The 13,227-nt window shown below is 46.3% G+C and carries 8 protein-coding genes and 1 riboswitch; of the genes, 3 read left to right on the forward strand and 5 right to left on the reverse strand.

All coding sequences use genetic code 11. The features are described 5' to 3' along the window. Positions 1 to 114 precede the first annotated feature (114 nt). Entirely contained in the window at positions 115 to 1,179 is a 1,065-nt protein-coding gene (gene ytvI, locus AB3489_RS13080) for a sporulation integral membrane protein YtvI (protein WP_368293234.1), read from the forward strand. A 123-nt stretch (positions 1,180 to 1,302) separates the two neighbouring features. Here ytvI and AB3489_RS13085 read toward each other — a convergent pair whose 3' ends face one another. From AB3489_RS13085 to AB3489_RS13095, 3 genes are all read right to left on the reverse strand, one after another. Then, entirely contained in the window at positions 1,303 to 1,899 is a 597-nt protein-coding gene (locus tag AB3489_RS13085) for a TetR/AcrR family transcriptional regulator (RefSeq protein ID WP_368293235.1), read from the reverse strand. Between the two features lie 94 nt (positions 1,900 to 1,993). Next, positions 1,994 to 5,290: an efflux RND transporter permease subunit gene (locus AB3489_RS13090; protein ID WP_368293236.1), complete on the reverse strand. Its 3,297-nt coding sequence runs from the start codon at positions 5,288 to 5,290 to the stop codon at positions 1,994 to 1,996. Next, positions 5,287 to 6,552 (reverse strand): efflux RND transporter periplasmic adaptor subunit, encoded by a 1,266-nt coding sequence (locus tag AB3489_RS13095; RefSeq protein ID WP_287895711.1) that lies wholly within the window; start codon positions 6,550 to 6,552, stop codon positions 5,287 to 5,289. Before AB3489_RS13095 ends, AB3489_RS13090 begins: the two co-directional genes overlap by 4 nt. A 300-nt stretch (positions 6,553 to 6,852) precedes the next feature. Between AB3489_RS13095 and AB3489_RS13100 the strand changes: the two genes are divergently transcribed. Both AB3489_RS13100 and AB3489_RS13105 read left to right on the forward strand, forming a co-directional pair. Then, a complete protein-coding gene (locus AB3489_RS13100) occupies positions 6,853 to 7,206 on the forward strand; it encodes a hypothetical protein (protein WP_368293237.1) in 354 nt (117 codons plus the stop codon). A 231-nt stretch (positions 7,207 to 7,437) separates the two neighbouring features. Continuing rightward, positions 7,438 to 8,304 (forward strand): DUF3102 domain-containing protein, encoded by an 867-nt coding sequence (locus AB3489_RS13105; protein WP_368293238.1) that lies wholly within the window; start codon positions 7,438 to 7,440, stop codon positions 8,302 to 8,304. A 677-nt stretch (positions 8,305 to 8,981) separates the two neighbouring features. On the opposite strand, the gene AB3489_RS13110 is transcribed toward AB3489_RS13105, so the two are convergent. Both AB3489_RS13110 and AB3489_RS13115 read right to left on the reverse strand, forming a co-directional pair. After that, positions 8,982 to 10,235, reverse strand: coding sequence for a DUF5667 domain-containing protein (locus AB3489_RS13110; protein WP_368293239.1), 1,254 nt, complete (start codon positions 10,233 to 10,235; stop codon positions 8,982 to 8,984). A 112-nt stretch (positions 10,236 to 10,347) separates the two neighbouring features. Then, positions 10,348 to 10,432, reverse strand: a riboswitch (cyclic di-GMP riboswitch). Between the two features lie 95 nt (positions 10,433 to 10,527). After that, complete coding sequence (locus AB3489_RS13115; protein WP_368293240.1) at positions 10,528 to 13,176, reverse strand: cell wall-binding repeat-containing protein; 2,649 nt, start codon at positions 13,174 to 13,176, stop codon at positions 10,528 to 10,530. Positions 13,177 to 13,227 lie beyond the last annotated feature (51 nt).

The following is a 13,227-nucleotide window of genomic DNA, read 5'->3' on the forward strand; positions in this document are numbered from 1 at the left end:
ATGCGCTTCCCAGACTTTGATTGCATATTCAAGGCTTTTCCGATAATATTATCTAAACAGGACTATTTTAAGAAAATATTTTTCTGATCATCGCTGATAAGAAAGGTTCGGACAATGTCAAATCTTCTTGATTACTCCAAAAAAGTATTTATCGCCGTATTAATCATTGTTGCAACCCTCGTCATTCCATATGGCCTTTATAAGATTCTTCCGCATTTTATGCCATTTGTCCTTGCTTACTTCACGGCCCTTTTTCTGGAACCTGCAGCAGCATGGTTGAGCAAGGTCTCTAGATTTAAAAGCAAGACACTCTCCGTGTCTGTGACCTACCTGTTTTTTCTTGCCAGTATTGTTATTTTCCTCTATCTGATCATCAGTAAGCTCTATGTTCAGCTTTTGGACCTGCTTGACTTTATTCAATCGAACGGCCCGGCAATTCAGGTTTGGTTTTTGAACCTTACGGGGCGTATCCAGGAAACGATCGGATTGCTGCCTCCCGAAATAAACGATATGATCATGAAATGGATCAATGACCTGGCTAACATCAACCTGGTATCCGCGATCGGTTCCTCAACACTTAGTATCTCCACGGCGATACCGAACATGTTCTTCCTGTCGATTATCTACCTGGTATCCGTTTTCCTGTTCACATTCCAGTTAAGCAATATCCACCGTTTCTTCTACTCCTTTTTCAAAGATTCCTCCAAGCTGAAAGCTGTTTACGTCTTGGGTGATTTACGCAATGCTACATTAGGGTTTTTTAAAGCGCAGATCATTTTGAGCACAATCACCTATATTATTGCTTTTGCCGGTCTCGCTATCCTCCATGTAAAATACGTGGCAGTCATTTCTTTGTTGATTGTAATCGTAGATATCCTGCCGATCCTCGGTACCGGATCCGTGCTCATGCCCTGGGCTGTTGTCTCACTTTTCCAGGATCGGCTGTTCTTGGCCGCAGGTCTGGTCATTCTGTATATCATTATCATTGTCGTACGGAGAGTGATTGAACCCAAAATACTGGGCGAGCGCATCGGTTTAAGCGCTTTGACGACTCTGATCAGTATCTGGATTGGTTTCAAAGTGATGGGGGTCCTTGGCGTATTCCTGTTCCCGCTGGCCTGTATTTTCTATAGGGCCCTTGTCAAGGTCGGCGTCATCAAGCTGAATTTCAAGATATAACGAAGCTATATTCGAGTCAACATTCTACCTAATAAAAAACAGGTACGTCCCGAAGCCTTGAGTTCATCGGAAACGTACTTGTTTTTTTAATTTTTTAGTTTTTAATTTTTTATGATCTGCTTACTATCTTCTGTTATCATCCGGCTTTATTCCAATTCCCGACATCAGGACCTGAACGATCTTATCGTAGTCCGCTTCCTCAGGCATGGCCTCAGCAAATATCACTTTTTTGCCGCAATACTGCATGATTGTGCCCATGATTGCCGCCGAAGCAAATTCCGGATCAATATCAGCCCTGACTTCCCCTTGGTCTATGGCCTGCACGACTTGCTTTTTGATAATCTCTCCGACCCGGATATTCTGTTCGATAAAGACCGCTCCCATTTCCCGGACCATAATCTTGGAACAGGACATCATCCTGGCAATCGGCATATGCTCCTTGACCAGCTCTGCCTGATATTTTGCCAGAACTCTGATTTTTTCTTTGAAAGAGCCTCCTTTTTCCAAAATGTCCTGAATATTGCGTCCATGCTCTTCGCAGTTATAAACGGCCATCTCCTCAAAGAGCTGTTGCTTGCTGTCAAAATATTCATAGACGGTCCCTTTGCCGATCCCGGCTTCTTTGGCGACATCGTCCATTTTTGTTCCTTCAAAGCCTTTGATATAAAATACTTTGCTGGCTGCCCGTAGGATTTCAGTTTTTTTCCGTTCCTTGGTCACCGTTGTTCCCCCCTTTATCCGATGCCTGTAAAATCAAATTCTCCATCTTTTAATTGCAGCTTTTTTGAGTAAAGCTTTTTCTCTTGATTACAGGTTAAAGGGTATGCTGATCCGTGTTTACTGCGATCACCGGTTTAGATTTTTTGTCTTTTCTGAATTTGCGTTTGAATTTGTTGGACAGATCATCCGTGAAAGAATACATGACCGGAATCAGCACCAGGGTAACCAGGGTTGAAAATAGGAGACCTGTGATAACGACAATGGCCATCGGCGCCTGAAACTCCGAGCCTTCCCCGATCCCGAGTGAAAGCGGCAGCATGGCCAGAACAGTCGTTAGCGTCGTCATGATGATCGGCCGCAAGCGGATTGGTCCTGCATTGATGATTGCCTCATGCACGTCCTCCTTGTACGTTCTTCGTCGTGTATTGATATAGTCGACCAGAACGATCGCATTGGAAACAACGATACCGGCCAGCATGATCACCCCGATAATCGCCATAACGCTTAACGGTTTGCCGGTGATGAATAATCCTAAAAACGCTCCGGCAAATCCAAGCGGGATGGAAAACATGATGACAAACGGATAAACCAGCGACTCAAATTGGGAAGCCATGACCATATAGACCAGAATCACGGCAAGTCCGAGCGCAAGGAACAGGTCACTGAATGCATCGACCATTTCCTGCTGCTGTCCGCCCATTTCATAGGTATAATTATTCGGCATCCGGTAATCTGCCAGCGCCGTCTGAATATCTTTGGAGACACTGCCGACGTCCCTGCCGCTGATCTGGCCGGAGACCGTCAGGGTCCTCGCCTGGTTGTCCCTGCTGATGCTGACAGGACCGCGGCTGACGGAAACATCCGCCACTTCGCCCAACGTAACGGTATAGCCGAGGCTCGTGGTAATCGGGATTTGCTCAAGGGCTTGGAGATTCCGGTTAAACGTTTCGTCCCCTTTGATCTTTACATCGATTTCGGTCCCATTGTATTTGAACTGTGTCGCGGTTGCCCCGCTGATCGATGCTTTTACCGCAGAGGCGATTGTTCCGGCACTCAGACCATACTGGCTGGCCGCCTTACGGTTCACGTTGATCTCAACTTCCGGTATTCCGTCTTCATAACTGGATTTAACTTCGCGGGTTCCCGGGACTTTTTTAATCACGGTGACAAAATTGTCTCCGATCTTCTTCAGCTGATCCAGATTTTCACCTTTGATGGTGATGCTGATCGGATCACCGGCACTCATCACGGACTGGGTTGCTGCGACACTGGTTTTGGCCCCGGGTACGTCCTTAATCCGGTCCCGGATTTCATCGGAGATCTCCACAACGCCGCGTTTCCGATCCGTTAAAGGAAGCAGCTTCACAGTAAAGGTACCAACGTTGCCTTGTGCACCTGTCAGGCTCATGGTTCCGGATGATCCGGCATCCAGGAAGATGGTATCGATCTCGGGAATATCTTCTATCTTCGTTTCAATTTCACGCATGACCGCCGAGGTATCGCCGACCTTTGCCCCGTCAGGAAGCGTAACGCTGATCGAGAGCATTCCTTCATCCGTCGTCGGGAAGAATTCCGTCCCAACAGCGGCAACAGAGGCAATGGAAACGACAAAGACAATGGTTGTAACGATAAAAACGCGTTTCCGGTGGCCCAGGGCCCATCTGAGCAGTTTTTTATACCCCTGGAGCAGCGCTTCATAGCCCTGGTCAAATTTATCGTGGGCTTTCGCCAAGAACGCAGGCGTACGGAAGAATCCCCTGCCATTTTCTTCATCTTCCGCTGCATCCGTTCTGGCTACTTTCACTGTTTCGGATGTTTCGGATGTTTCGGATGCTTCAGCCGTTTCGGTCTGTGTATATGCTTTATCCGTCTCCCCCGTCTTCCCTGCATCAATAGAACCAGCAGTCTGATTCTTCCGCTCTACTTTCAGCAGCTTGGAAGCGAGCATCGGGACAACCGTCATCGAAACGACCAGCGATGCTCCGAGCGAAAACGCGATCGTCAAGGCAAACTGCCGGAATAGTGTGGAGGTTAATCCCTGGACAAAGACGATCGGCAAAAAGACTGCGACCGTCGTCAGCGTGGAAGCCATGACAGCGATGATTACTTCCGAAGATCCTTTCACTGCCGCTTCGACCCTGGAATAGCCGTTCTGTCGGAAGCGGTAGATATTTTCGAGCACCACGACCGAATCGTCAACCAGACGGCCAATACCAAGCATTAATCCGCCCAGCGTCATCAGATTCAGCGTAATGCCGGTAAAATATAACAGACAAAACGTCGCAATAATGGAAATCGGGATAGCTGAAGCAATAATCAGGGTAGAACGGATATTTCGCAAGAAAATGTACAGGACCAGTACCGCCAGGAGAGCGCCGATAACCCCATGCTCCGCGACCGAATACAATGAAGCCTTGATATAGGCTGCATTATCCATGACCACCGTAATCTTGACGTCTTTTAGTTCATCCTGGATTTTGTCGATCTCTACATAGGCTGCTTCCGCAACTTGGACTGTATTGGCGTCGGAACGTTTTTGGATCGAAATATTGACACCGGGATTGCCGTTCGCTTTGGAAATGGTTGTCTGCTGATCCGGCTTTAATTCGATATCGGCTAAATCTTTCAGCTGAACATTTCCGCCGGTAGGCAGCGGAATAAGCAGCTGCTCGATCTCAGCTACCGACATGAATTCCCCGGTCGTTTTGACAGTCAGCTCCTGGGTCCCTTTCTTGACCGTACCTCCGGGCAGGTTGACATTCTCCGAAGCCAGGATTCCCTGAAGGTAAGCGAGGTTAATGCCATAACCGGCTAATTTCTCACTTTTTGTCCGGATTTCAATAATATCCTTGGTTCCGCCGGTCACGGACACGGAAGCAACCCCTTCCGCTCTTTCCAGTCTCGGTTGGATCGTATCTTCCGACAGGGTTTGCAGTTCGGAGAGACTCATCGTCGATGACGAAATAGAAAGCGTCAAGACCGGGGTTGAATTCATATTGAGTTTCAAGACCATCGGGCTGCTGACGCCGTCGGGGAAGTAATCTTTAATCAGGTCAATTTTTTCTCTGAGGTCGAGGGCAACCTGATCCATATCGACTCCATAATTAAACTCCAGAATAACGAGCGAACTGCCTTCCGAAGTGATGGAGCTGATATTTTTGACATTCTGGGCTGTGGAAACAGCCTTTTCGATTGGCTGCGTGACCAGGTTTTCAATCTCCTGAGGGCCTGCTCCATTGTAGGATGTACTCACGATTGCATAAGGCAATTCCATTTCGGGCATCAAGTCCAGCGGAATACGCGTGAAGGACACAAATCCGAGAATGATGATAATAAAAACAAGCATCAGGACTGTAACAGGGCGTTTTACCGACGTTTCAGATATTTTCACTTCTGAACGCCTCCCCCTGTTTGCGCCGAAGCTGCCGTATCCGTCGTTTCCTGAGCAACCTGCTTGCCGTCAACAGTTACGACTTTGATTTCCGTACCATCCTGCACAAAGTTCTGCCCTTTGATAATGACGATGTCCCCTTCCGTCAGTCCGCCGACGATCTCCGTCTCGGTGCCGCTCTCAAGTCCTGTCGTTACTTCCATCTCGGCTGCAGCATTATCTTTGGCAACATACACGACGTCTTTTCCGCCGTGAAAAATCACCGCATCGGTCGGCACAGCCAGGACATTATCTTTGCCGGCAATGTTTAAGGTCACATTGGCAAACATGCCGGGTTTGATGATTCCGTCTTTATTATCGATATAGGTTCTGAGCGCGTATTTGCCCTGGGCATTGGCTGCAATACTTACACTGTCAATAACCCCTTTGACTTTCACTGAAGCCGCAGGCACTTCAATCTGAACCGACTGGCCGCTGTGCACGCTGTTGATCTCCTGCTCGCTGAGGCTTACTGTAACAAACACTTTATTCAAATCTACCACCCTGGCCGGAGAAACGGCGCTCATCACCATCGACCCAATTTTCACATCGAGCGCTGTAAGGACACCGTCGATCGGCGCCTTGACATCCATATCATTCAGGGCTTTCTGCGCCGCGTCATAAGCAGCCTTGGCCTGAGCCAGCTGGCCTTTATACGTTTCCAGAACCGCATCCGAAGCCGCCACGGCAGCCTGATCAAGCTCCGACTTGCTGACCGCGCCGATTTCATACAGCTGTTTCATATTCTCATAATTCTTTTTACTGTTTTCATAATTGGCCATATTGGTTTCATAGCCGGCCTGCGCCAGCTGATAGGCCGCTGAAGCCTGGTTATAGCTGGACATCAGATCGGTTTTATCAAGGCTGAAAAGTACCTGGCCCTTGCTGACCCGGTCCCCAACTTTGGTATAGACCGCCGCCACTTTGGCCGGGGTACCGACGACCACGGAAGCTTCTTTATCCGCTTCAACTTTGCCGCTTAAGGTAATCGCAGAAGAGATGCTCTGTTTATGTAAGGTCAACGCTTCCACCGGGACATAATTCTGTCTGTTTTGTTCTGCTGCCTTCTTTTCAGCAGCAGATTGTATCGCACCGTAGATTCTTACCCCGACCAGAAGGACAAGCAGGATTGCAATCACGGTAATGATCATTTTCTTCTTCCCAATCGGTTTTTTCAAGTCCGGGCTGCCACCCTGCTCAGACCGTTTCATTTTGAATTTCATTTTTCTACTCCCCCGTAAATCAATATCTTTCTAAGTCTATTCTTTTTGGGACATATTCATGAATGTCGTGGTTGCGGCCGTGGCCGTCGCGACCGACTGGTCAGTCGGCACGTCACCTCTCTTATCTTATCTTCCTTTGTGCCTTGGGTCAATGGGTTCAAGTTAGATATTACCAAATATTTTCTTCCCATAAATGGCAACATTATTTTGTAAATTTTTGGTATTTTATGGTTGTTTTTTTCTTTTTTATATTGCATAATATCTATCAAAGGATCCATTTTGTTTTGGAGGGAAGCCGCTATGTCCAATGATGAGTTTCAGACTATCGTGCTTCGTGAAATCAGAGAAATGAAGAAAGATATTTCTCAACGATTCGATGGTATTAATCAACGATTCGATGGTATTAATCAACGATTCGACGGTATCGACCAACGATTCGACGGTATCGACCAACGACTGGATTCCATGGATCAACGACTCTGTAAGGTTGAACATAAACTGGATGTTGTTGTTGAGCAAACAGCCGGACTGATGGAATTTCGGACAGAGACCAATCATAAATTAGACAAGATCTCAGATGACCAAAAATCGATTATCCAGGTACTTGGCGAACATGAAATTTCCATCAGATCCCTGCAGAGAAGGCCCGTATAAAACAAAGTCTCAATAACAAATCATTTTGATATTAAAAATCTCACGGATTCAAAACCCGTGGGATTTATTTATTATTGCGCTGCGTTTATTGTCTATAGCTATTCCTGCTATCTTTAGCTATCTTTTGCCATTGCTATTACTTCTGTCTGTTACGTCACAAAACCAAGCCCTCACCATCCGAAGCCCATCTGCATATGCTGTAATTAGACTCATAATGAAAGGGCGGGCGGCATGGATAATCCGATCACCGAACGCACACCGCTTGTCATAGCGGCTGAAATAAAGATGATAACCTGCCAAACTAAAAAAATATTGCTTACCAGCGCCATTGAAATCGGCCGTCATTTGCAGGAAGCCAAGGCCATGCTCAAACACGGGGAATGGATTAAGTGGCTGGAAGAGTCCGTGAACTATTCTCGCCGAACTGCCTCCAGGCTGATAAAGCTCTACGAAGAGTACGGGCCTAACTTCCCTGAAGGATCCGACAGCTCAAATGGGACACCAGTGTCCCATTTGACTTATACCCAGGCCCTCCTCTTACTGGGTTTCCCGGCAGAGGAGCGGGAGGAATTTATCGCGCACAATAACGTCGGCAGTATGACGAAACAGGAGCTGCAGCAGGCTCTTAAGGACAGAGATCAGGCCAATCAGGCGAAGGAACAGGCGCTTCAGGAGAATCAAGCACTTAAAAAAGGACTGAAGGCGATCGACAGCACCCTCTCCGAATTAAAGAATGAGCACACTAAGGCTGCATCAAGGCCAACGAATCCGGAGAATGTCAATGCAGAAGCGCAATCTGCCAACAATGCCTCCTCTGCCGGTAACGACCCTTCTGCAACAACAGCCCCTTTTACCCACAACCTTAAAACCGGACATGACCCGGACGCTCACATCAAGTATGTAGAAAAATGCGACGCTTGCTGCAAAACGATCGCCGATACCTTCTTCGATCTGACGACAGCGCTCACCAATCTGGCGCATATCGATCCGAACCTGAAAGAAGAAAAAAGAAAAGAGGCCAATCGTCTGATTGAATACATGGCAGAGACGATTAAAGAGTGGCCGCCCCCTAAGAAGCCGCTTAGAGTTCATTCCTGATTTTTTTTGGGAACCTTTGGACAAGCCAAGCATAGTATGTACCAGACAGTCGTAAGCTGTCAAATAAAAGAGAAAGGAGATGATTGGAATCAAGATTTGCCGGCGTCCCCGCCCCCGCTCATCTTTTGCCTGATCACTGTTAATATTATTATATAAACCTTAATTAAGTTTGAACTATAAAAAATTTAAAAAATAGTACATGTCGTTTCCTGACCTTCTGCTGTGGATGGATAGCTTATTTCAAAAGACGCGTTCTTCTCCTTGTAAACCACAAAAACAGACAGCCCTGGCACTTTTATCTGCCTGATAGCTGTCTGTTTCTTTTAAGGAGGTATTTAGGGCTTGCATCTTTTGAGTTTCTCGCCAAAGTTGTGGCGATCGGCGTTTCAGAGCATTTACAAAAATTGGACAGAAAGAACTCTGAGCTGACGCTGTTTAGACGGTATTTTCTCTTACCTTGTCGACTAAAGAGGCAACATCACTGATGCCCCCTCGTCTAAGAACGTTACGTGACCCTTGCGGTACATATTTTCTCCTCTAAGTGCAAGGTTTAAGGGGTTTTGTCTCTATTCCCTTACACTTAGATTCGCTAAAAGTACTGTCAAACCCTTGTTATTACTAGCTTTTTTTTAGCTAAGCCCTAGTTAGAGGAATTAGATAAATTGTCTTATTCAATCCTATCTCTTATCTTTTCCTTTGCCCTTAGCTCCATTATTTAAATCTGAATTCGGGGCAGTATTCTGAAGGTTCTGTACGTCAACCGTTCCGTCAGCGTTATCGCCTATCTCTTCCACAGTTGTTCCGTCTGTAGAAGATTGATCGTCTGCCGTAGTCACATCCTGATCCCCCTCGATCGCTTCCAGGTTCTCTTCCTCGCCGCTTACGGCCTGATCTTTATTGGCTTTCTTGTAGTCCTTTATGTTCTGAGCTTGCTCTTTCAGGACTTCTTTGGTTTCTTTCATCGTCTCAACTTTGATTTTCTGAACATCTTTTCTGAGGTCCTGCATGTCACTTTTATATGCTTGAGCCTGTGCTACTTTTCCCAGAGCGGCTGCGACGGCAGCCTCATCACCTGAAGCACGAGCTTGTCCCAATTCCGCCTTGGCTGCTGCAAATTCTTGCACAGCTTCAGCATAGGCTACTTTCGCAGCTACATAGGCTTTCATGGCAATGGTGTTCTGAACTTCGGCTTGGATGATATTCTGCATGATTCCAGCCTGTTCTTCTGTCAGACCTCCGGTGATTTTAAGGACGATCTTGTCGGCATCACTTTGGACAAGTTCAATGCTGGCGAGTAGATTGCTGATGACGGTATTTTCTTCTGTGTCAACTGCCGCCGTTTCATCCGTGGCTGTTTCATCCGTAGTTGTTTCTTCAGTGGTAGCTGCGGTGGTTTCTTCCTCGGCAGTAGTGGCATCTGTACCCGTAGTATCCGTTCCGTCAACTGCTTCGGTATCCTCAATGATCTGTTGAACCTGGAAATTGGCTTTCTTTATCGTATCTGAATAGACTTTCAGAACCTGTTCCATCAAATCCAACTGGTTTTGCTCGGACATGATTTCCGCTTCAGCCAGTCTTTCATTCGCAAACTCGACCAGCAGTTCTGCTTTTCCTTCCGCAGAGAAGGTCACGGCCACCTGAACACTTTCAATCATTTGTTCGAGTGAGTACAGCCAGCTGTCCGGCGTTACACCGGCTTCATCGGCAATTTCTTCATCGACTGTATCAGCTGTGGTATCATTTGTAGCATCGTTCGTAGTTTCGTTAGCAGTATCGTCTGTTGTATTCGTAGCATCCTCGCCAGTTGTTATGGTCTCGGATTCAGTTGTTGTAGTGTCACCCGTCACTGTTTCAGCAAAAACATAAGTTGGAGCAACAGCAAAAGTAAAAAGTAAACACAGAACCGATACCAAAATCCTTTTTTTGAACATTTTTTACTCCTTTCAAAACCTTAATTTGTTGTTCTTGCCGTCTGGGGAGAAAAAAATACCTGCTCCAAGTTCTGGAACAGGTACCCTAATTAAGTGTTAATTCAGTTACCCATTCGGCAACCCGGCTGCCATAACCTTTCGGCTTTAGACCCGTGGCTTTGCGTCTCCGCCTTTCGACGGATTTGCCCTTATCGTGTTAATATGGTTATTATAATTCACCAAAAAACTTAATACAACTGTTGACAGGCATTTTGATACCAATGGAGCACAAAGAATAGGACTTTGGTCATATCTATTCGGTCGTTGCCTCAGCCACTGAGGAATAATCACTTAGACTGCTGCCATTATAGGCCTTGATTTTGTAATAGTATGTTTTTCCTGAAGTGAGCCCAGTATTTGTATATTCAAGAGCGGTTACGGTTGCAATCTTGGTATACGTTCCGGTCTCGGAGGTTGCCCTGTAAATATAATAGGACTCGGCATCACTGACGGTCTCCCAGGTCAATTTGATCTGGCTGGAACTCAATGCTGTAGCTGTCAACGTAGCAGGTACGCTTACTGCGTCTGTCTTGTCATACTTCACAGATGAAAAGGCGCTCAAACCATCGCTTCCGTATGCCTGTATCTTGTAATAATAGGTTTTCTCCGCTGTGAGCCCTGTATCGGTATACGAATTGGTCGAAACAGTTTTGATTTTGGTGTAAGTATCTGAGGATGAGGTCGACCTGTAGATATAGTAATAACTGGCACCATCAACGTCATCCCAACTCAGGTGAATTTCTTTTGAATTCAAGGCAGTTGCCTCAAGGTTTGAAGGGGTATCCAACGCATAGTCTGCATCTGTTGTGTCATACGCCCTTGTGGAATAGTCGCTCTCTCCATAGCTGTTATAGGCTTTCACTTTATAATAATAAGTTTTTCCAGCTGTGAGACCATCATCCGTGTAAGAGCTCGTTTGGACGGTATCAATTTTTGTATAGGTCCCGGTAGATGATGTCGCTCTATAAACATAGTAGCCTGTCGCATCGGTTACCGCATCCCAGTCCAGATCAATCTCGATCGGGCTTGAGGCAATAGCAGTCAGATCATCCGGTATGGCAGGTATCTTGCTGCTTGTTCCCGACACCGATGCGACCATACTGTTTAAGACAGATGATGACAGGACATTGGAACTTCCAAATGCGGTAAATGACGATATATTTTGATCCTTAATATAGTTTAAAAGAGAAAGGCTCACCGAACTGCTGACCAGAAAGACTGGCGCATTATTTTTAGCTGCGAGTGCCGAGCCGGTTAATGCATCCGGGTAGTTTTCGCCGGTTGCAGCGTAACAGTTTTTAAAATCCAAGCTACTCGCAAAATATTTGATAATACTGAGGTTCGTTGTGTACCGGCTATCACCGTTCAGTCTTACAGGGGAAGGCAGCTTGTTATAAATGCTGTCGCTAATTGCACCGGTACCTCCGACCACAATCGTAGTCGTGACTTTACTTTTTAAGTAGGAAAGAATATTAGACTGGATCGAATACTTGTCCGTTAGCAGAATCGGATACCCTTTAATCCCGGCTATCGAAGCAATAGACAATGCATCAGGGAAATTGCTCCCGGTAGCAACCACTGCCTGGTCGAAAGTTCCTATCTTTTCCGCTACCAGCAAGGATGTATTATAGCGGTCCGTACCGGCAATTCTGGTAACGCTGATACCAAGGTTTTTAATTGCCTGTTCGACCGAGGGAGATATTATTCCAGTTCCTCCGATAATAAATACTTGCTTTACCCCAAGGCTGGCCAATTCATTTTTTGCCTGCGCATTCAGTTCATACCTCGATGTCAGTAAGATCGGCGCATCGTATTTGGCCGCCAGTGGTGATCCGCATAAAGCATCCGAGAAACCTTCTCCGCTGGCAATTACTGCATAATAGGAAGAGTCCCAACCATCTTCTGCAATTTTGGCAGCAGTAGCATAACGGTCTGTACCGGCCAGTCGATAGGCATTCGAGGTGTCTCCAGTACTGCTTGCAGATTTAGTTGTCGCATAGGCATACGAAGAATAATCGCTTGTTCCATAGCTATTGTAAGATTTAATTTTATAATAATAGGTCGTATTGGCAGTAAGTCCCGTATTATTGTAACTTTCATCCGTAACTGTTGCTATTTTGGAGTACGTCCCGGAAGAACTGGTGGCTCGGTAAACATAATATGATGTTGCTGCAGACACCGAACTCCAGGTCAGATTAATCTGGCTGGAACTCACTGAAGTTGCAGCCAGATTATCTGGCACATCAGGCACTGCTGTTTCCGTCGTAGCATAGGCGTAAGATGATTTACTGCTGGTCCCAAAACCGCTGTTATACGCCTGAACCTTGAAATAATACCGTTTGCCTGCAGTCAACCCAGTGCTGGTATACGTGGTCGTCTTCACTGTGGCAATTTTTGTAGTAAAAGAGCCTGAAGCCGAAGTATCTCTAAAGACATAATAAGATTCTGCGTCTGTTGACGGATCCCAGACAAGCTCAATCTGACTCGAACTAAGCGTTGTTGCCTCCAGACCGGTTGGGGTTAACGGTTCCCCAGTGGGAGCAGAGGTCTTTGCGGATACGGCTGATGTATAAGTGCTTGTCCCGCTGCTATTATAAGCTCTTATTTTGTAATAGTATGTTGTGTTCGCGCATAAGCCTGTATTGGTATAAGATACATCCGTGACCGTTGCAATCTTCAGAAAGTTTGTTGTTGAAGACTGCGACCGATAAACCCAGTATGAGGTAGCCCCATCGACAGTATCCCAGGTCAAGTCAATTGAGCTGGAGCTTGCAGCAGCCGCAGTTAAGTTGGTCGGTACTGTAGGTGCAGTTGCTGCTTGAATACTTGTTGGCAATGCTGTTGCTACCAGTAAGAAACAAAGGATAATCGCGGCTGAAAAAAAAGATCTGTTTTTTTTCATGTTGATTCCTCCTGAATGATGTTCTTGACCTCTATCGACTGTATTATACGA

The organism is Dehalobacter sp. TBBPA1 (assembly GCF_040931655.1).
GTDB lineage: Bacteria > Bacillota > Desulfitobacteriia > Desulfitobacteriales > Syntrophobotulaceae > Dehalobacter > Dehalobacter restrictus.

Coding starts and splice junctions, on each gene's coding strand:
- ytvI (WP_368293234.1), top strand. CDS start 115: ATGTCAAATCTTCTTGATTACTCCAAAAAAGTATTTATCGCCGTATTA.
- AB3489_RS13095 (WP_287895711.1), bottom strand. CDS start 6,552: ATGAAATTCAAAATGAAACGGTCTGAGCAGGGTGGCAGCCCGGACTTG.
- AB3489_RS13100 (WP_368293237.1), top strand. CDS start 6,853: ATGTCCAATGATGAGTTTCAGACTATCGTGCTTCGTGAAATCAGAGAA.
- AB3489_RS13105 (WP_368293238.1), top strand. CDS start 7,438: ATGGATAATCCGATCACCGAACGCACACCGCTTGTCATAGCGGCTGAA.
- AB3489_RS13110 (WP_368293239.1), bottom strand. CDS start 10,235: ATGTTCAAAAAAAGGATTTTGGTATCGGTTCTGTGTTTACTTTTTACT.
- AB3489_RS13115 (WP_368293240.1), bottom strand. CDS start 13,176: ATGAAAAAAAACAGATCTTTTTTTTCAGCCGCGATTATCCTTTGTTTC.